This is a genomic window from Leucobacter aridicollis, assembly GCF_024399335.1.
GTDB lineage: Bacteria > Actinomycetota > Actinomycetes > Actinomycetales > Microbacteriaceae > Leucobacter > Leucobacter aridicollis_A.
The window spans coordinates 508,395-528,190 of the sequence record NZ_CP075339.1; the positions used below are offsets into that span (position 1 = coordinate 508,395).

The 19,796-nt window shown below is 67.4% G+C and carries 16 protein-coding genes; 12 read left to right on the forward strand and 4 right to left on the reverse strand.

All coding sequences use genetic code 11. From position 1 onward, the window contains the following. Positions 1–8 precede the first annotated feature (8 nt). The 4 genes from KI794_RS02195 (at position 9) to KI794_RS02210 (ending at position 2,333) form a co-directional block, all read left to right on the forward strand. Positions 9–935 carry a type II secretion system F family protein gene (locus KI794_RS02195; protein ID WP_255809717.1) on the forward strand — a complete coding sequence of 309 codons (927 nt, stop codon included), beginning with the start codon at positions 9–11 and terminating at the stop codon, positions 933–935. Between the two features lie 265 nt (positions 936–1,200). Continuing rightward, positions 1,201–1,623 (forward strand): DUF4244 domain-containing protein, encoded by a 423-nt coding sequence (locus tag KI794_RS16245; RefSeq protein WP_370647841.1) that lies wholly within the window; start codon positions 1,201–1,203, stop codon positions 1,621–1,623. A 15-nt stretch (positions 1,624–1,638) separates the two neighbouring features. After that, positions 1,639–2,004 (forward strand): TadE/TadG family type IV pilus assembly protein, encoded by a 366-nt coding sequence (locus tag KI794_RS02205; RefSeq protein WP_255808974.1) that lies wholly within the window; start codon positions 1,639–1,641, stop codon positions 2,002–2,004. Further along, positions 2,001–2,333 (forward strand): Rv3654c family TadE-like protein, encoded by a 333-nt coding sequence (locus KI794_RS02210; protein ID WP_119281371.1) that lies wholly within the window; start codon positions 2,001–2,003, stop codon positions 2,331–2,333. The genes KI794_RS02205 and KI794_RS02210 overlap by 4 nt, the downstream gene beginning before the upstream one ends. A 61-nt stretch (positions 2,334–2,394) precedes the next feature. On the opposite strand, the gene KI794_RS02215 is transcribed toward KI794_RS02210, so the two are convergent. Further along, positions 2,395–3,732, reverse strand: coding sequence for a TetR/AcrR family transcriptional regulator (locus KI794_RS02215; protein ID WP_255808975.1), 1,338 nt, complete (start codon positions 3,730–3,732; stop codon positions 2,395–2,397). A gap of 9 nt (positions 3,733–3,741) precedes the next feature. Beyond that, on the reverse strand, positions 3,742–4,680 hold the full coding sequence (locus KI794_RS02220) for a DUF808 domain-containing protein (RefSeq protein ID WP_119281354.1): 939 nt from the start codon (positions 4,678–4,680) through the stop codon (positions 3,742–3,744). Between the two features lie 189 nt (positions 4,681–4,869). On the opposite strand from KI794_RS02220, the gene topA reads away from it, so the two are divergent. Both topA and tmk read left to right on the forward strand, forming a co-directional pair. Further along, positions 4,870–7,698 carry a type I DNA topoisomerase gene (gene topA / locus KI794_RS02225; RefSeq protein WP_119281353.1) on the forward strand — a complete coding sequence of 943 codons (2,829 nt, stop codon included), beginning with the start codon at positions 4,870–4,872 and terminating at the stop codon, positions 7,696–7,698. Positions 7,699–7,705: 7 nt separating this feature from the next. Next, the gene (gene tmk / locus KI794_RS02230) at positions 7,706–8,326 is read left to right on the forward strand and encodes a dTMP kinase (RefSeq protein ID WP_255808976.1); all 621 of its coding nucleotides are present in this window, start codon (positions 7,706–7,708) and stop codon (positions 8,324–8,326) included. A gap of 245 nt (positions 8,327–8,571) precedes the next feature. Here tmk and KI794_RS02235 read toward each other — a convergent pair whose 3' ends face one another. After that, positions 8,572–9,951: a glutamyl-tRNA reductase gene (locus KI794_RS02235; RefSeq protein ID WP_255808977.1), complete on the reverse strand. Its 1,380-nt coding sequence runs from the start codon at positions 9,949–9,951 to the stop codon at positions 8,572–8,574. Between the two features lie 110 nt (positions 9,952–10,061). On the opposite strand from KI794_RS02235, the gene hemE reads away from it, so the two are divergent. The 6 genes from hemE to hemL are packed head-to-tail and all read left to right on the forward strand — an operon-like array spanning position 10,062 to position 16,793. Then, positions 10,062–11,171 carry a uroporphyrinogen decarboxylase gene (gene hemE / locus KI794_RS02240; RefSeq protein WP_255808978.1) on the forward strand — a complete coding sequence of 370 codons (1,110 nt, stop codon included), beginning with the start codon at positions 10,062–10,064 and terminating at the stop codon, positions 11,169–11,171. Continuing rightward, entirely contained in the window at positions 11,161–12,603 is a 1,443-nt protein-coding gene (gene hemG / locus KI794_RS02245) for a protoporphyrinogen oxidase (protein WP_255808979.1), read from the forward strand. Before hemE ends, hemG begins: the two co-directional genes overlap by 11 nt. Then, positions 12,600–13,652, forward strand: coding sequence for a hydroxymethylbilane synthase (hemC, locus tag KI794_RS02250; RefSeq protein ID WP_255808980.1), 1,053 nt, complete (start codon positions 12,600–12,602; stop codon positions 13,650–13,652). Before hemG ends, hemC begins: the two co-directional genes overlap by 4 nt. Next, a complete protein-coding gene (locus tag KI794_RS02255; RefSeq protein WP_255808981.1) occupies positions 13,649–14,506 on the forward strand; it encodes a uroporphyrinogen-III synthase in 858 nt (285 codons plus the stop codon). The genes hemC and KI794_RS02255 overlap by 4 nt, the downstream gene beginning before the upstream one ends. Next, entirely contained in the window at positions 14,503–15,477 is a 975-nt protein-coding gene (gene hemB / locus KI794_RS02260) for a porphobilinogen synthase (protein ID WP_255808982.1), read from the forward strand. The genes KI794_RS02255 and hemB overlap by 4 nt, the downstream gene beginning before the upstream one ends. Then, positions 15,474–16,793 (forward strand): glutamate-1-semialdehyde 2,1-aminomutase, encoded by a 1,320-nt coding sequence (gene hemL, locus KI794_RS02265; protein WP_255808983.1) that lies wholly within the window; start codon positions 15,474–15,476, stop codon positions 16,791–16,793. Before hemB ends, hemL begins: the two co-directional genes overlap by 4 nt. A 552-nt stretch (positions 16,794–17,345) precedes the next feature. Here hemL and purL read toward each other — a convergent pair. Continuing rightward, positions 17,346–19,673 (reverse strand): phosphoribosylformylglycinamidine synthase subunit PurL, encoded by a 2,328-nt coding sequence (gene purL / locus KI794_RS02270; protein WP_255808984.1) that lies wholly within the window; start codon positions 19,671–19,673, stop codon positions 17,346–17,348. Positions 19,674–19,796 lie beyond the last annotated feature (123 nt).

Genomic DNA, 19,796 nt, shown 5'->3' on the forward strand with positions numbered 1-19,796 from the left:
TGAATCGCGTGCTGTCCCGCGCGAGCACAGATGATGTCGCCGCCGGGGGTGCTGGCTCGGCCGTTGTCGCAGGCCGCTGTGCTGCGCTGCTGCGGGGAGGGATGTCGCCTCCGCAAGTCGTGCGGTCAATCGCCGATGAGTTCTCCAGCGAACCGATCCAGGAGATTACGGAATCGGTGCGTGGTGGCGCCAGCATCGGTTTGGCATTTGCCGGGGTTGATGGGCCTGACTGGCGGGTGCTTGGAGCTGCCTGGCAGCTCGCAGAGACGAGCGGCGCCCCGTTTGCGCCCGCGCTCGAGCGGATCGCTGCTGCGTTGCAGAGCATCTCAGACGGGGCTCGAAAACGTTCGGTGCTGCTCGCAGGACCGAAGATGACTGCCACGCTCGTCATGTGGCTCCCACTTGCTTCCGTCGCTGTGAGCTTCATCCTTGGGTTCAACCCGGTTCCGGTGTTCTTCTCCCCGGTGGGAGCCCTACTGCTCAGTATCGGGGTGCTCCTCCAGGTCGTCGGCGCGAAATGGACGGCAAGGCTGACCGCACAGGTAGAACGGCAAGACCGAGTCGCTGGGCTTGAATGCGAGCTCGCTTGGGTCGCCCTTGCAGGCGGGGCCCCGCCGAGGCTCGCGCTCAGGCGGGTGGCCGATGCGGTGTCAGAAGCGCGCGCCGAATGGGTGCAGTTGGACAGCCTTCGGGCGGGCGAGCCGCTCGCGCGCGCCCTGGCTGTTGCGACCGCCGCCGGTGTGCCGGCCTCCGGACTCTTGCTCGAGGTCGCGAACGACGAGCGTGCGAAGACGCAGGCCGCACTGGAACGCGAAGCTGAGAAGCTCGGGGTGCGCATCCTCTTGCCGCTCGCCGCGTGTGTGTTGCCCGCATTCATCGCCGTCGGAGTCGTGCCAATTGTTGTTGCGCTCGTTGGTGACCTGTTTCCGTCGTGACCCCGCGCAGGCGAGACACACCCCGCTCAGTCATCTCAGACTGCGGCGCTGAGCGGCGCGTTGCGTTGTGTGAGGGGCCGCGCGTTCTCAGCAAGGCTCCGTCGTCGTCCACACCCCGCCTTGCAGGCGTCCGAGGCGGCAATCTCTACACATGATTGCCCTGCGCCCGCCGCAACGATGCCCCCACGCTCACCATGGAACTACCACCGCGGAAGTCGCAGGCGGCAACTTGTCGCACGGCCCCGCAACTGAGAAGGAGGCAAGGATGACTACGACAGCAAGAGAAGGAATTGTGCGGGAGGAAGCGCGCGCGAATGACGCGCGAACCGAACGCGAGGTGCTCCACGATTTGGGGTTTCCGGTCCAGGCCGTGCATACGGCGAGCGAAGAGGATCGAGATCAGCGGACCAGACTCGAGGGCTCGGAGCCCGCCCCACTCAACGGATCGGAAGAGGGAGCTTCACGGACAAGCAATAACCGGGGGCGCCGTATCGGCTGGGCTCGCCGTGGTGCGTCACTTCGCGTCAGGTTTCGCGCTGACGAGCGTGGTGCGGTCACTGCCGAATATGCGCTTGTCATCATGGCGGCAGTCGCGTTCGCGGGATTGCTGATTGTCATTATGCGCTCAGAGGAGATCCGTGGCGCGCTGCTGGGGCTCGTGCAGAACGCGCTCGGCAGCGCAGGCTAGCTGAGTGAGACGCTGATGGTGCACACGTTTATCGCAGACCGTCGTGGCTCTGTGACCGCTGAGTTCGCGGTCGGTCTGCCAGCAGTTCTGCTCGTGCTTGGTCTGGTGATCGGCACTGTCCAACTGTCGGCTGAACGTGTTGCACTGACAGCGCTCGCTGGCGACCTTGCCCGACTGCAGGCGCGTGGAGACACGGGTGTGGCGCAGGCGCGTCTCGACGAGCACGGAGGTTCCCCGAGCGTCAACAGGACTGTGGAAAGCGGGGTGCTGTGCGTAGTGGTGACGTCTCGGCAACGAACGGGGCTGCTGTCGCCACTCTCGGTGAGCGGGAGAGGATGCGCTGCGCTCTCAGACGGGTTGGCGAGTACGGGGTCGACATGAGCGTGCCGGTTGCTGCAGCAATTGCCGCAGGCTCGGTCGTGCTCGCACTCCCGATACTCGCCGCCTCGCAGCTGCTTGTCGCTGGGGCACAGGCGTCCAACGCCGCTGACGCGGCAGCCCTTGCCGCCGCTGATACCTTCGTGGGACTCGTGTCCGGCGGAACGAATGAGGAGCCGTGCGAACTCGCAGACCGAATCGCCGCGGAGAACCGTGCGGAGCTCGGCGAGTGTGCGGTCGGGCCGGGTGTTGCCGAGGTGCGGGTGACAGTCAGGTCGCGGGTCGGGCTATTCGCGGTCGAACGGCATGCCAGGGCTGGCCCGCCGGAGTGAGCGAACGTCGCTAACGGATCGCTTACCTGGTAGTGCGGCTAGCGGTCGAGCGCCTCCGCCATCACTGTGTGTCGGGGCTCTCGCTCGCCGGCCCGATCCCGAGCAGCGCGTCGGTAAACGCAATGAGCCGAGCCATCGCTTCATCATCAAACCGCGGCAGGATCGCAAGCAGGTCTGTGATGAGCCCCAGCGCAGCGTGCACCAGCACCGTCGCTTCGCGGGTGTTCAGTTCCGGGCGGAGGTCAAGCAGGCAATCGACCCAGGCCTGCAGGGAGGCTGCCTGCGACGCCTGGACTCCGCGCAACTCCTGGGGGGTGAGATTGCCTTTCTCGGCAAAAAACACCCGCATGAGTTCCGGGCTCCGAAAGGAGTGCTCAATGTAGGCGCGGATGAGCGAGCGCAGCAGATCAACCGGTGAGAGCGGCGACCCTTCGACCTCGGTCTGATGTGGGTAGAGCCATTGCGTCGCACGCTCGTACACTGCGAGCAGCAGCGCGTGTTTGCCGTCAAAGTGCCTGTACACACCTGATGGTGTGAGGTCGACCTCGGTTGCGATCTCCTCGATCGTTGTCTCGTTGTATCCGCGCGCCCCGAAGAGTCGCACGCTTGCCTCAAGGAGCCGCTCTCGCCGAGAGAGCGGCGGCGTTGAGCCCGCAGCCGTAGAGGCCGCAGCTTTAGAGCCCGCAGGTGCTGAGCCCTCAACTGTGGAGCTCTGAACCGCTGGGCCGCCACCCGCTGGGCCGCCTTCGCCTGCCGTGTCAGCAGATGGCGAGGTGTGCGACAGGTATGTCGAGACATCGACGTTCAGTACATCCCAAGCCGCAGTCGTGAGAAGCGCTCGCAGTCGGGGCCGAGCGAGAATGGTGTCGTGTGCGGAGATGCTCCCAAACACCGCAAACGTGCCAAGCGCCATGTAGACCCGCTCGAGCTCGTCGACATTGGGCCTGTAGCTTCGGTGCGCGGCGATGAAACGGTCGCCGTTCAGCTGAAATCCAGCGTTCAACCGCGCCCGGTCAGCCTGCTCGAGGTAGCGGCCTTCCCACTTGTAGATCCCGCTCGTCGCGCGCAGTTCGATCGTGAGGTCGGCAACGACCCTGATGAGTTCGCCGAGAGCGACGCGGCCCTCGTCTTCGGTTGACAACGGAAGCTCCGCCGCGTCTGCGGTGACCACGGCGAGTTGGTCAACGAGGAGCATCGCAGCGCTGACGAAGAGCGCGTACTTGCTCGGGAAGTGCCGATACAGCGCGGGAGCCGAGATGCCGACCGAGTCAGCAATATCTTGCATGCTGACTGCGTGGTAGCCGCGACGCGAGAACGCGGCCGCGGCAGCGTGCTCGATACGTTGCTTGCGGTCACGCGGGCGAACCCGAGGCGTGGCGGCACTATCGTGCTTGGACATGCCAAAAGCCTAGTGCGTGACAGGTTTTTGAAACCTGAGTCGCGCAAACAGCCCGAGGCCGAGCATCACAACCGCGCCCCAGGCGAGGCCGAACACCGCTGACAGGCCAGAGTCGACGAACCAGGTGACAATACCGGGAAGCGTTGCGGCGTGAACGATCGAGCTCACGAGGTCGTAGGGAGCGCTAAATCCCACTTCTGCGAGATTGACGAGGAGGATATGACCGCCCACCCAGAGCATCGCAAGCGCCCCGACGACCGTGAGTGCCCGGAACACCCACGGCATTGCCTGCACGAGGCCGCGGCCCGTCGCCTGCAGCCAGCGCGCGGGACGTTTGATGAGCCAGAACCCGACATCGTCCATCCTGATGAGAAGCGCTACGGTGCCGTAAACGGCGACTGTCATGAGGAGGCCAACGACGACGAGTGTCGCAAGTCGAATACCCCACGAAGTGGCTTCGATGTTTGCGAGGGAGATGAGCATGATCTCAATGCTGAGGACGAGGTCGGTGCGTACCGCGCTTGACACCATCTGCTTTTCGTCGGTCTGCGTGCGTTCGACGACCTGTTCGACGCCCCCAGCGTCGCCGTGGCTCGGGCGAATCCAGTGCCACACCTTTTCGGCGCCCTCGTATGCGAGGTACGTTCCACCGAGAATGAGAAGCCACGGGAAAATCCACGGCGCCCACGCGCTCAGCACCATGATCCCTACGATGATGATTGCTTTGTTGAGTAATGAGCCGCGCGTAATCTTCCAGACGACTGGGAGTTCCCGCTTGGGGGTAAGCCCCTGCACGTACTGGGGCGATACTGCCGCGTCGTCGATGACGACGCCCGCGGCCTTTGCGGAGGCCTTCGCGGCCCCGGCGACGACGTCGTCGATCGATGCCGCTGCAGCTCGGGCGAGCACGGCAATATCGTCAAGTAGTGCGAAGAAACTAGCGCTCACGTGTGGTGCCTCTATGTAAGGGGAACGAATTGAGAATCAGGATAACCCGTGCGGGGAACGAAACCCGAAGGGAAGACGGAAGTCGCTAGGAATGACGGATTCTCACGTGACTGTGTGTATCGTTGCGGTGCAGGGAGCCCTGCGCGACGAATCGCGTGTACGGGATATAAAGGCGAGAATTGGAGTGCCGTGGGGAAAAAGCTAGTCATCGTGGAGTCGCCGACAAAGGCGCGCACGATTGGTGGTTACCTCGGTGATGATTACGAGGTGCTGTCATCGGTCGGACACGTTCGCGATCTCGCCGAACCGTCCGAGCTCCCCGCCGAGCTCAAGAAGGGGCCATTCGGCAAGTTCGGCGTCGACGTCGACAACGGTTTCGCCCCCTACTACGTCGTTAACGACAATAAGAAGAAGACAGTCGCTGAGCTCAAGCGGGCGCTGAAGGGCGCCGACGAGCTCTTCCTCGCAACTGATGAGGACCGCGAGGGTGAGGCAATCGCGTGGCACCTGCTTGAGGTGCTGAAGCCGAAGGTTCCTGTGCACCGGATGGTGTTCCACGAGATCACCAAGGACGCGATCGCAGAGGCGCAGCGGAACACCCGCGAGCTCGACACCGCTCTCGTCGACGCGCAGGAGACCCGCCGTATCCTCGACCGTCTCTACGGCTACGACATTTCCCCGGTGCTCTGGCGCAAGGTCGCGCCGAAGCTCTCGGCAGGCCGTGTGCAGTCGGCTGCCACGCGTCTCGTCGTTGATCGCGAGCGCGAGCGTCTCGCCTTCAAGACCGCAGAATATTGGAGCATCGCCGCACGCTTCAGCCCGGCTGAAGATGCGCCTGATCGCGTGCCGTTCGAGGCAAAGCTTGTGAGGCTCGATGGCAACCGTGTCGCGTCGGGCGGCGATTTTGACGACGCCGGCAAGCTGACCGCGAAGGCGACAGATGCGGGAGTCATCGCGCTTGACGGTACCCGTGCAGATGCGCTCGCCGCAGCGCTCGGCGATGGGCCGGCCGCACTCGTGCGCGCGCTCGAAACGAAGCCGCACACGCGCCGCCCCGCGGCGCCGTTCACGACGTCGACCCTGCAGCAGGAGGCGTCACGTAAGCTCCGCTTCAGTTCGCGCCAGACGATGTCGTTTGCGCAGTCGCTCTACGAGAACGGCTACATCACGTATATGCGTACCGACTCGCCGACGCTCTCGCAGCAGGCGCTTGAGGCGGCCCGCAGCCAGGCAGCCTCGTTGTACGGCGCCGAGACAGTCCCCGACAAGCCGCGTGTCTACACGGGGAAGGCGAAGGGCGCGCAGGAGGCACACGAGGCGATCCGTCCAGCTGGCGACACGTTTGTGCGGCCGAGTGAGCTCAAGGGCAAACTCACGCAGGGCGAGTTCTCGCTCTACGACCTCATCTGGAAGCGCACTGTCGCGAGCCAGATGGCAGACGCGAAGGGCTCGACAGCCACGGTCACCCTCGGCGTCCCGGTCGCCGAGGGGTCTGCGACGACAGACGCCGAGTTCACCGCCAGCGGCACTGTGATTACGTTCCCAGGGTTCCTCCTCGCATACGAAGAGGGCAAAGACGAGAAGCGCGGCGACGCGGAGAAGTCGAACGTGTCGCTCCCGCAGCTCACCGAGGGGCAGGCGCTCGGGATCAGCGAGCCACTGGCGAAGCAGCACGAGACGAGCCCGCCGCCGCGCTACACCGAGGCGAGCCTCACGAAGCGCTTCGAGGAGCTCGGGATCGGGCGACCGTCGACCTACTCTTCGACGATCTCCACGATTATGGATCGCGGCTACGTCTCGAAGCAGGGCCAAGCGCTTGTGCCGAGCTGGATCGCGTTCTCCGTGGTGCGCCTGCTCGAAGAACACTTTGCGGCGCTCGTCGACTACGACTTCACCGCCGAGATGGAGAGCGACCTCGACGAGATCGCCGCCGGCCAGACTGACCGTTCGGAATGGCTGAAGGAGTTCTACTTCGGCACCGACAATCATCCGGGTCTTCGCGGCGTCGTTGATAATCTCGGTGAGATCGATGCGCGCGCGATCAACACGATCCGAATCGACGACCAGATTTCGCTTCGTAATGGCAAGTACGGCCCGTATCTCGAGGTCTTCGACGAGAAGAGCGAGGTTGACGAGAACGGCGAGCTGAAGCCGCGCAGCGTGAACATCCCCGACGGGATGGCCCCCGACGAGCTCACCCCCGAGCGCGCCCACGAGCTCGCCGACGCCGAGCCCGCTGAGGATCGCGTTGTCGGCCTGCACCCTGTCACTGGCAAGCGCGTCATCGCGAAGAATGGCCGCTTCGGGCCGTACGTGCAGGAGCTGCCGAACGACGACGAGGAGCTACCGAAGGGCGAGAAGCCTCGTACCGCGTCGCTCTTCAAATCGATGGATCCTGCGACTGTCGACCTCGATACCGCCGTGGCGCTTCTCGACCTGCCCCGCGTTGTCGGCAACGACCCGGAGTCTGGCGACCCGATCACCGCGCAGAACGGTCGCTACGGCCCCTACCTCAAGAAGGGCACGGAGACCCGCACGCTGCCGAGCGAGGATTCGATCTTCTCGATCGACCTCCCCGGCGCCCTCGAGGTGCTCGCTCAGCCGAAGTACGGCGCACGCAAGGCGAGCTCGGCGCTGAAGGAATTCGACGCCGACCCCGTGAGCGGCAAGCCCGTGAAGGTGAAGGACGGCAGGTTCGGCCCGTACGTCACTGACGGCGAGACGAACGCGACGATCCCGCGCGGCGACTCCGTCGATGAGATCACGTTCGAGCGCGCGATCGACCTGCTCGCGATCAAGCGCGCGAAGGGCCCGGCGAAGAAGAAAGCGCCGGCCAAGAAGAAGGCGCCAGCGAAGAAGCCTGCAGCCAAGAGGCCCGCAGCCAAGAAGTCCACTGCGGCGAAGAAGGACGTGGATCCGGCCCGCTCCGCCGCGGCGAAGAAGGCAGCCGAGACCCGCAAGGCCAACGCCGCGAAGAAGGCAGCGGAGGCTGCCGCTGCGGCCGAGACCGCAGAGTAGGCCCGGCGTGTTCATTACCCTCGAAGGCGGGGATAGCGTCGGCAAGACGACGCAGGCGGCGCTGCTCGACGCGTGGCTGACAGGCGAGGGCCGTGAGGTCGTGCGCACCCGGGAACCCGGCGGCACGCCGCTCGGAGTCGAAGTGCGCCGGCTGCTGCTGCACGGCGGCGACGAGATCGGCGCGGTCGATCCGCGCGCCGAGGCGCTGCTCTACGCGGCGGACCGCGCACAGCACATCGCGAAGGTCGTTCGGCCCGCGATCGAGCGGGGTGCGGTCGTCGTGCAGGATCGGTACATCGACTCCTCCCTCGCATACCAGGGCGCCGGCCGTGTGCTCGATGTTGATGAGGTTCGCCGCATCAGCGAGTGGGCGGTCGGGGGGCTGTGGCCAGACGTCACGGTACTGTTCGATCTCGCGCCCGAGATCGCGGCTGCCAGACGCTCGTCGCGCGAGGACGACAGGCTTGAGTCGGAGCGGCAGGAGTTCCATGTCGCGGTCCGCGAGGCGTATCACCAGCTGGCTGCGGCATCGCCGGAGCGTTTCCTGGTGGTCGACGCCTCGGGAACCCCAGACGAGATCCACGCCGTCGTTCGCGCCCGGGTCGCGCAGCGCCTCGCCGCCGCCTGACTTCCGCGTACTGCCGGTATCTGCCGGTCGATGCCGGTCGATACGGGTCGATGCAGGTTGATGCCGGTTGATGCCGGTCGATACCGCGAGCGAGGCACTTCTCTGCAAGACAGCACTTTTCTCGCAGTGGGGAACTACCTGTTTGGCGGGAAAAGGACTCTTTGGTGGGAAGGGACTGTCTGGGGGGAACTACCTGTTTGGTGGGGAGCTCCCTGTTGGGCGAGGGGCGTGAGGCTGTGCCGTGCTCATTCCGCGTGAGTGTGGCCGCCGGCCTCAGTTTCGATGCCGAAGAGCGTCTCGAGCGCCTCGGCAGCGGCAGGCACTCGGCCCTCACGCCCAAGTGTGCGGATCCGCGTCATTGGCGTGTGCAGCAGCTTGCCGGTGAACCTTCGCAGCGCGGCCTCGTAGTCGGCCGTGACGAAGGAAGCATCGGAGCCGGCAGTGCCGGAGTCCACGCCAGTATCCGCACGCGCACCAGCGACTGAACCGGCGACAGTGGCGGAGGCCGTGCTCGCGGGCAATCCTGGGCCAACGCTCGACCCCGCAGCGGCAGTCGCCTGCGAGGCGGTCCGGGCCCGGCAGAGCTCGTCTTCAAGGATGCCCATGACGTGCTTGCGGAGGGCGAGCAGCGCGGGCAGCGCGTCCCGTTCAGCCCGGGAAGCGGAGAACTCGTCGGCGGCCTGCCGCACGATCTCGTGGGCCTCGGCGGCGGTGCTGAGCTCTTCGACGGGGGCATGCTTTGAGACCGTCTCGAGGTCGAGCAGTTCGATCCCAGGGAGCTCGGCGACTGCGTGCTCGATGTTCCGGGGCATCCCGAGGTCGATGAGCAGTCGCTCGTTCGATGCGGCCGCTTCTTGTCGCAGCAGCTCGGCCGTGAGCACGGGCTCCTCCGCGCGGGTGCAAGCGATGACGACGTCGGCGGCGTTGAGCGCCTCCGCGAGTCCGCCCTGGGGTACGACGACGAGGTCGTGCTCTGCGGCGTAGGTCTCGGCTCTGCCCGAGGGGGAGTACACCCGAATAGTGCCGGCCCCGCGCGCCCGCAGCGCGGCCACAGTTGCGCCGGCGTAGGCGCCAGTGCCGATGAGCAGCACGCGTGCGGAGCCCCAGTCGGCCACGCGGGCCTCCGCCATCCGCAGCGCGAGGCGTACGAGCGACCTGCCAGCCGAGCGGATGTCGGTGCGGTGCCCCACCTCGCGTGAGGTGCGTGTCGCGGTGCGAAAGAGATGCTCGAGGTCGTGGGTGAGCGTGCCGCGGGCCCGCGCGTCATCGTGAGCCCGCCTCACCTGGCCCGCGATCTCGCTCTCGCCGACAACCGCCGACTGCAGGCCGGCGGCGACGGCGAAGAGGTGCGCCGCGGTGTCGTGATCGGTGGCGCTGCTTGCGGCGGCCGCAAGTTCTGCAACTTCGATTCCCGAGGCCGCAGCGATGCGCGCGAGCACAGGCTCCGGCCTGCCTTGGCCCGTCTCGGCGTACACCTCGAAGCGGTTGCACGTCGCGAGCACGACAGATCCAACGGTGAGCGTGGGGTCGTCGAGCCCCGCCGCGATGTCCTCGGAGCGCTTGGAGAGGGCCTCAAGGAGCTCGAACGGCGCGCGTTCGAGGCTGAAAGAAAGGGAAAGAAGCATGCGCGTTTCTGTGATCGTGTGGGTGATCTGGCTGACGAAAAGCAAGCAAATCACGCGAACCTGAGCACATCAGATTTATCACATCAGATCTATGGGTTACTATCTCGGCGATGAAACTTCTCAGTGAAACCCACCCACTCGTCACCGGGCGTACAAGCAACTCCCCACTTGTTCGGGCCCTCCGCGCCGAGCGGCCCGAACGCGTGCCAGTCTGGTTCATGCGTCAGGCAGGGCGCTCGCTGCCCGAATACCGCGCGCTCCGCTCCGAGCATCGTATGCTCGACGCCTGTTTGAACCCCGAACTTGCGAGCGAGATCACGCTGCAGCCTGTGCGCCGGCACGGCGTCGATGCCGCGGTGTTCTTCAGTGACATTGTGGTTCCGCTGCTGCTCGCGGGCGTCGACGTCGACCTTGTCGCCGGCGTCGGGCCCGTCTTTGCGGAACCCGTGCGTACCGCCGAGGATGTGGCGCGGTGCCGCGCCGAGTACACTCCCGAGCGGCTCCGAGAGGCACTCGAGCCGATCCGCGAGGCCGTCGGTCTGACGGTCGCAGAGCTCGGTGAGACCCCGCTCATCGGTTTCGCGGGCGCCCCCTTCACGCTCGCCGCGTACCTCGTCGAGGGGCGGCCGTCGCGCGAACACCTCCGTGCGCGAACGCTCATGCAGTCCGATCCGGAGACCTGGCGGGAGCTGCTCGCGTGGACTGCTGAGCTCAGCGCCGTGTTTCTCGAAGCGCAGATCGAGGCCGGGGCAAGCGCCGTGCAGCTCTTCGACTCGTGGGCCGGTTCCCTGAGCGCCGCCGCGTACAGGGATCACGTCGCACCCGCGTCGAGGCAGGCGCTTCGGCTCGCGCGAGAGCTCGCATACCCGCATCCGTGGGAAGCCGGGGCGCAGGCGCGTGTCCCTGTCATCCACTTCGCTGTCGGCTCCGGGCACCTGCTCGAGGAACTCACGGCGCTGGATCCAGATGCCGTCGGCGTCGACTGGCGCACGCCGCTGGACGAGGCGAGCGCGCGCCTCGGCGGCAGGATGCCGCTGCAGGGCAACATCGATCCAGCTTTCCTCGGAGCTCCCGCTGCCGCGCTCGAGGCCCATGTGGCAGACGTCTTGGAGCGCGGGGAGCACGCCCCAGCCCACATCCTGAATCTCGGGCACGGGGTGCCGCCCGAGACCGACCCCGATGTGCTCACCCGCATCGTGCAGCTCGCGCATGCACGGTAGCACCCTTCGCGAGCCGCGGGTTGCCGTCGTCGGCGGAGGGGTCTCGGGGCTCGTCGCCGCACGCGAGCTCGCGCGCGCGGGAGCGGCCGTCACGGTCATCGAGCGCGACGAGCACCTCGGGGGGAGGGTGCGCGGCGCGGCGCTCTGCGGCGCGCCGTTCGACGTCGGCGCCGAGGCATTCGCAACCCGTGCGGGAGCCGTCGAGGAGCTCGTCTCCGACCTCGGGCTCACCACGCACATCGTGCATCCGGCCCGGCTCGGCTCGTGGGTGGTGACCGCCGAGGGTGCTCGACCGCTTCCTCCGGGCGGCGCAGTCGGGATCCCCGTGCGGCCCCTCGCCGCGGAGGCCCGCGCCCACCTCGGGCTTCGCGGGGCCGTTCGCGCCGCGGTGGAGCCGCTGTTGCGCCGTGACCGCGCGGGTTCCGCGGCGTCTGACGCGCCCGAGACGCTCGGCGCGCTCGTCAGGCGCCGCCTCGGGGAACGCGTGCTCGACAGTCTCGTGCGCCCAATCGCCCTCGGCGTCTATTCGACGGATCCAGATCGGCTCGAGCTGTCGGCAGTGCCAGGGCTCGCCGCCGCCTACGCCCGCACGGGCTCGCTCGTGCGCGCGGCCCGCCAGCTGCGCGACGCAAGCGCTCACGCGGGGGGAGCGGTTGCCGCGCTCGCCGGTGGGATGACGGCGCTCACTGGCGCGCTCGTTGCAGACGTTAGAGACCGCGGTGTCGAGATCCGCACGGGCACTCGAGTTGTCGAGCTCACGCGCGGTGTCTCGGAGCATCCCGCTGCACCGGGTCGGCGCTCGGAGCCGCAGTGGATGCTGCGCGACAGTGTAGGCAAAACGATCCTCCGCTGCGACGCTGTGCTCCTCGCGGTCCCCGAGTCTGTCGCCGCGACACTGCTCGCCGAGCGCACGCCGCCCCCACGCGAGCACGATATCGAGGTCGTCGCGCTCGCGGTCGCAGACACACGACTTGATGCCGCCCCGCGAGGTACCGGCGCGCTCGTCGCCGACGGCGCCGGCATCGCGGCGAAAGCGCTCACTCACGTGACCGCGAAGTGGCCGGATCGGGCTGCGACAGTACCGGCTGGAACCCACGTGCTCAGGCTCTCCTACGGTCGCGCTGGCGTGGCCCCTGAGACGGCTGGTCTCTCCGATACAGAGACGCTTGGACTCGCGTGCCGCGACGCCTCGCTGATCCTCGGCGTGCCGATTGACAGCGCCGCTGTGCGCGACTGGGTGCGCCAGCCGTGGATCGTCGGCGCACCGCCCGGGCCGACCCCGCGGCTCCTCCCGCCCCCTGGTGTCGACGTTGCCGGCGATTGGGTCAGCGGTACGGGGCTCGCCTCCGTGGTTCCCGGCGCCCGCGCAGCCGCCGCCCGACTCCTCACACACCTCTCACCCATGAACGAAAGCTCGGTATCGTCAGCATGACCGTCACTTCTCTCACCACACCGCCAACGGCAGCGGGCGGCGAGGCCCCCAGCGTCGTGGAGCCTGGAGCCGTCAGCCGCGCCGACGGCGCAGTCGCAGCGTCGTCTGGGCTCCTGCGCATCGGCACCCGAGGGAGTGCGCTCGCAGTGTCGCAGACAACGACCGTTGCCGAGGCGATCGCGCGGGCGACTGGGGTCGATGTGGTGCTCGTCATCATCACGACCCACGGCGACGTGTCGCGGGCCCCGCTCGCTCAGCTCGGTGGCACCGGCGTCTTCGTGAGCGCGCTGCGCGAGGCGCTCGTCGCTGGTGAGTGCGACCTCGCGGTGCACTCATTGAAGGATCTGCCCACCGGCCCGTGCGACGGGATCGCGCTCGGGGCGGTCCCGGCTCGCGCAGATCCCAGGGACGCGCTCTGCGCGCGCGCTGGCATGACGCTCGAGACGCTGCCTGTCGGAGCGAGGGTCGGCACAGGATCCCCGAGGCGCGCCGCGCAGCTCCTCGCACGACGGCCAGACCTTCAGGTCTCGGACATCCGCGGCAATGTCGACACCCGGCTCGCCAGGATCTCAGATGACCTCGATGCAGTCGTGCTCGCCGCGGCGGGACTCGACAGGATCGGCCGAAGCGACGCCATCTCTGAGCGGTTCTCACTTGAAACAGCGCCGCCAGCACCGGGCCAGGGCGCTCTCGCGATAGAAGTGCGCGACGGCGACACCGATCTTCCAGTGATGCGCCGGGCGCTCGCCGCGTTGAACGACCCGCGCGCACGCGCAGAAGCGATTGCGGAGCGTGCGCTGCTCGGCACCCTCGAGGCGGGCTGCGCCGCCCCGATCGGGGCGACTGCGGCGATCACCGACGACACGCTGACGCTCTCGGCAACTGTCTACAGGCTCGACGGCAGCGAGCAGCTCACCGCGACTGCAAGTGCCCCGTGGGAGCCGGGAATGCGGGATGACGAAGCCCCAACCGAAGTCGGTCGACGTGTGGCAAGGGAGCTCCTCGACCGAGGGGCCGAGCGGCTTGCGCCGCTGGGCGGCACAAGATGACAGTCGAACACCAGGAGGATGCGGCGCTGCCCTCGCTCGGCGGGCGGATTGTGCTCGTTCCGCGCGGCGGCGAACGGGGCGAACAGATCGCATCGGTTGTGCGCGCCCTCGGCGGCGAGGCAGCTCTTGTCCCGCTCATCGAACAGCTGCCGCCGCTTGACCGCGCACCACTGAGAGCGGCGATCGCGCGACTGAACGCCGGATGGTTCGGCTGGGTCGCCGTCACCAGTGTGCACGGCGCAGCCGCGCTGGTAGCTGGCGGGGCCGACCGCGGGAAGGCGCGTGTCGCAGCGGTCGGCCCGGCGACGGCGGCGCGGCTCGAGGCCGCAGGGTTTGCCGTCGACCTCATCCCTGCCGAGTACACGGGCGAGCGGCTCGCGGAGCGGCTTGGCTCCACGCACGAGTGGCAGAGTGGTGGCGCTGCTGGCGATCCAGACTCTGTCGCGCGCGTGCTCCTGCCGCTTTCCGACCTCGCCGACGAGACAGTCGAGAGCGGGCTGCGCGAGGCCGGCTTCGAGCCCGAACGTGTGACCGCCTACCGCACGGTTCAAGTGGCGGCGGGACGCGCCGACGCCGAGCTGAGGGCACGACTTGGTGCCGTGCTCGTCTTCAGCTCGTCCGGGGCGCGGGCGCTCGCAGACCGCTTCGCCCCACTGCCGCCCGGAGCGCTCGTCGCCGCGATCGGCGAACCGACAGCCCGCGAACTCGCCAGGCTCGGAATTCCGGCGGCTGTGATCGCTGCCGAACACACCGCAGCGGGCACAGTGCACGCGCTCGCGGCGCACTGCGCGCGACTCGCAGGCGGGCCCCAGACTTTCACCGAAACCCTCAACCGAGAAGGAACCGAAGCATGACCCCCACCGTTCGCCCCAGGCGGCTCCGCGCGACGCCAGCGATGCGCGGCCTCACCACCGAGACTCGCGTGCACCCGCGCGACCTCATCCTCCCGATGTTCGTGCGCGAGGGGCTCGATGCGCCGCAACCGATCGGATCGATGCCAGGCGTCAAGCAACACACCCTCGATTCTCTTCGCGGCGCGGTCGCGGAGGCCGCCGCTGCAGGCATCGGCGGCGTGATGCTGTTCGGGATCCCTGCAGTGCGTGATGCGCAGGGCAGCGCGGCGGACGACCCCGCAGGCATCCTCAACGTTGCGACCGCGGCCGTGCGCGCCGAGGCAGGCGACGCGCTCGTCGTGCAGACCGACCTGTGCCTCGACGAGTTCACCAACCACGGGCACTGCGGCGTGCTCACGGCAGACGGCGCCGCAGTCGATAACGACGCGACCCTCGACCGCTACCGCGCGATGGCAGTCGCGCAGGCCGAGGCAGGGTCAGCCCTTCTGGGACTCTCGGGAATGATGGACGGCCAAGTCGCGGCGGTGCGCGAGGCGCTCGATGAGGCAGGCCACCCCGACACCGCGCTGCTCGCATACTCGGCAAAGTACGCGTCGGCGTTCTACGGGCCGTTCAGGGAGGCGGTGGACTCGCAGCTCACCGGTGACCGCAAGGGCTACCAGATGGACCCAGCGAACCGCCGTGAGGGGCTGCGCGAGGCCGAGCTCGACGTGCTCGAAGGTGCAGACGTTGTCATGGTGAAGCCGGCGATGAGCTATCTCGATGTGCTCGCCGACGTCGCAGCAGTGAGCCCGGTTCCCGTGTGGGCGTACCAGGTGTCAGGCGAGGCGGCCATGATCGAGGCGGCGGCCCAGAACGGCTGGATCGACAGGCGGCGCGCCATCGAGGAGTCCGTGCTCGGGATCAAGCGGGCTGGGGCCGACGCGATCCTCAGCTACTTCGCGACCGAGCTCGCGGGGTGGCTGCGATGAACGCCATGGCAGGTACCAATGCCGGGCTCGCTGAGCGTGCGGCACGCGTGATCCCTGGCGGAGTGAACTCGCCCGTGCGCGCGTTCGGCTCGGTAGGGGGCACGCCCCGATTCTTTGTCAGCGGAAACGGCGCGACGGTCACCGACGCTGACGATGTCGAGTACGTCGACCTCGTCGGAGCATGGGGCCCCGCTCTGCTCGGCCACGCCCACCCTGCCGTGGTCGATGCCGTGCAGCAGGCGGCCGCGCGAGGCCTCGGGTTTGGCGCGTCAGTTCCCGGCGAGTACGAGCTCGCGCAGGAAATCATCGAACGCATGCCCGAGGTCGAACTCGTGCGCCTCGTATCGACGGGCACGGAGGCGACGATGACAGCGATTCGTGTCGCCCGTGGCACGACAGGGCGGCCGCTCATCATCAAGTTTGCAGGACACTACCACGGCCACTCCGACGGGCTGCTCGCGGCCGCGGGCTCCGGGCTCGCGACATTCGGGCTTCCGGGCTCGGCGGGTGTCACTGCCGAAACCGCTGCGCAGACTCTCGTGCTTCCCTACAACAACCTCGCCGCGCTCGAACATGCCTTCGCCGCGCACCCCGGGGAAATCGCCGCCGTGATCACCGAGTCTGCGGCTGCAAACATGGGGATCCTGCCGCCCGACCCGGGCTTTACGGAGGGGCTCATTCGCCTCGCCCGCGCGAATGGCGCGCTCGTGATCACCGACGAAGTGCTCACTGGATTCAGGGCGAGTTCGTCGGGGTACTGGGGCATCGAGCGTGAGACCATGCCCGACGGCCTGCGGCCCGACCTGTTCACGTTTGGCAAGGTGGTTGGCGGGGGCCTGCCGCTTGCGGCGCTCGGTGGGCGGCGGGACCTCATGGAGCAGCTCGCGCCACTCGGGCCGGTGTATCAGGGAGGAACCCTCTCGGGGAACCCGCTCGCAGTTGCGGCGGGGCTCGCGACACTACGCCACGCAGACGGCTCGGTGTACGAGCGACTCGCAGCCGCGGCTGACGCGCTCGCGGTTGAGCTCGACGACGCGCTGACCGCCGCCGGGGTCGCCCACAGAGTACAGCGAGCTGGGACCCTACTCAGCGTGCTCTTCGGGGACTACCCTGTGGCCCCAGCAACCTACGACGACGTCCTCGGGCAAGACACGAGTAAGCACCGGGCGTTCTTCCACTCGATGCTTGACTCTGGTGTGAACCTGCCGCCGAGCGCCTTCGAGGCCTGGTTTGTGAGTGCAGCTCACGACGACAGGGTGATCGGCAGGATCGCCGAGGCGCTGCCGGCTGCAGCACGCGCCGCGGCTGCGGCCTAGGGGCTGGGGAGGGCTGGGGTTGGGGTGGGGTCGCCCCGTAGCCATGTGATCGGCGTTAGAACTGTCAGGAATTGCAGTGTTAGGCATTGAGAGCGCGGAAAGCATGTGCAGCGCAGGCCAGGCCAGGCCAAGCCAAGCCGAGCCCAGTCCAGTCCAGTCCAAGCCGAGCCAAGCCGAGCCAAGCCGAGCCCAGTCCAGTCCAGTCCAGTCCAGTCCAGTCCAGTCCAGTCCAGTCCAGTCCAGTCCAGTCCAGTCCAGTCCAGTCCAGTCCAGTCCAGTCCAGTCCTAGGCACCCCCAAGCTGACCCAGCCCGACCCGTAGCCATGTGAGCGGCAATAGAACTGTCAGGAATTGCAGTGTTGGGCATTGAGAGCGCAGAAAGCATTCGCAACGCAAGCCAGCCCTGACCGACGCAGTCCCCAGCCCAGCCCAACTCCGGGCGAGGACGGCATAGCCCCGATAGCGAAGCGGTGAACACGCGGGGAGGGCGCCACCGCATGGTGACGCCCTCCCCGTGTGTGAGCCCTTAGGGCTCGAACCTGGTGCTGAGCCTTACTCCGAGATGACCGGGCCGAAGGCCGCGGGCAGCGTAGCCTCGACCGATGCGCGAAGCTCGGCGAGGGGGAGCGTGAAGCGATCCTGAACCTCGATGGCCGCGTCAGCGCCCGCAAGATCGGTGACGCCGACCTTGAGCACCGGATAGTTGCGACCTTCGCAGAGGCCGCGGAACTTCACGTCCTCCTCGTGAGGAACAGCGACGAGCACGCGGCCCTGAGTCTCCGAGAAGAGTGCGGCAACAGCGTCGACGCCGTCGCGCTCCATGATCTCGGAGATCCACACGCGAGCGCCGATACCGAAGCGGAGCGCACCGTCGACGACTGCCTGCGCGAAGCCACCCTCAGACAGGTCGATTGCCGCCGAGAGCAGGCCGCCCTGGCTTGCAGCGTGGAGCAGCTCGGCGAGCGTGCGCTCAGCATCGAGATCCGCCTTCGGGGGGAGCCCGCCGAGGTGCGAGTGCACTGCTTCTGCCCACGCCGAACCGTCGAGCTCGTCGCGGGTCACGCCGAGCAGGTAGAGGTTCTCGCCCTGATCCTGCCAGCCCGAGGGGATGCGCCGCGCGACGTCGTCGATGATGCCGAGCACGCCAACGACAGGGGTCGGGTGGATCGGAGTATCGCCGGTCTGGTTGTAGAACGACACGTTGCCGCCGGTGACGGGAACCTCAAGCGCGAGGCAGGCGTCTGACAGGCCCTCGACAGCCTGCGAGAACTGCCACATTACCTCGGGGTTCTCGGGGCTGCCGAAGTTCAGGCAGTCGGTGACGGCCGTCGGCACGGCGCCCGAGGTGGCGACGTTGCGGTACGCCTCGCCGAGTGCGAGCTGCGCGCCAGCGTACGGGTCGAGCTGGCAGTAGCGGCCGTTCGCGTCTGTCGAGATTGCGACACCAAGGCCCGTCTCCTCGTTCACGCGGATCATGCCAGCTCCGTCGGGGAACGACAGGGCGGTGTTGCCACCAACGTAGTAGTCGTACTGGTTCGTCACCCACGACACGTCAGCCTGGTTCGGCGACGACGAGACCGCGAGTAGCTGCGCGCGGAGTGCCTCGCCGTCCTCGTCGCGTGCGAGGCCAGCGGCGTTGACCGAGTCGGCCTGGAGTGCGTCGATCCATGATGGGTATGCGACGGGGCGCTCGTAGACGGGGCCGTCGACCGCGACAGTCGAGGGGTCAACGTTCACGATCTCCTCGCCGCGCCAGTTGATGACGAGGCGGTTCGTGTCGGTGACCTCACCAAGCACGCTCGTCTCGACGTCCCACTTCGCGGTCACCGCGAGGAACTCGTCGAGCTTCTCGGGGGCGACGATCGCCATCATGCGCTCCTGGCTCTCCGACATGAGGATCTCCTCAGCGGTGAGCGACGGATCGCGCAGGAGCACGCTGTCGAGCTCGATGAACATGCCGCCGTCGCCGTTCGCAGCGAGCTCGCTTGTCGCGCACGAGATGCCTGCAGCACCGAGATCCTGGATGCCCTCGACGAGCTCGCCCTGGAACAGCTCGAGGCAGCACTCGATGAGCACCTTCTCTGCGAAGGGGTCGCCGACCTGCACCGCGGGGCGCTTCGTGGGGCCGCCCTCATCGAACGAGTCGGAGGCGAGGATCGACGCACCGCCGATACCGTCGCCACCGGTGCGGGCGCCGAAGAGCACGACCTTGTTGCCGAGGCCGGAGGCGTTCGCGGTGTGCAGATCTTCGTGGCGGAGGACGCCGACGCCGAGCGCGTTCACGAGCGGGTTCTGCTGGTAGACGCCGTCGAACACTGTCTCGCCGCCGAGGTTCGGGAGGCCGAGGCAGTTCGCGTACGACGAAATGCCGGAGACGACGCCGTGGACAACGCGGGCGGTGTCGGGATCGTCGATTGCGCCAAACCGCAGCTGGTCCATGACCGCCACGGGGCGTGCGCCCATCGAGATGATGTCGCGGATGATGCCGCCGACGCCGGTCGCGGCGCCCTGGAACGGCTCAATGTATGAGGGGTGGTTGTGGCTCTCCACCTTGAACGTGACTGCGAGTCCCTCGCCGACGTCGATGACGCCCGCGTTTTCGCCCATGCCGACGAGCAGGCGCTCGCGCATCTTGTCATTGACCTTCTTGCCGAACTGGCGCAGGTAGATCTTCGAGGACTTGTACGAGCAGTGCTCGGACCACATCACCGAGTACATCGCCAGCTCGCCCGAGGTTGGGCGGCGGCCGAGGATCTCGCGGATCTTGTCGTACTCGTCTGGCTTAAGCCCGAGGGCCGCGTACGGCTGTTCTTTCTCGGGGGTGGCAGCCGCATCGGCGACCGTATCGGGGCGAATGGGAGAGGCAGCGAAGTCAGTCACCCCCTCAGTCTACGCGGCTTTCGGGCCCAGGAATTCCGCCGTCGTCCCCAGCGCTTTGGCCCCCGCATAAAACAGTGAAATGGCGGCCGAATGAGGCTTTTCTGGCCCTTCCCGGGTGACAGG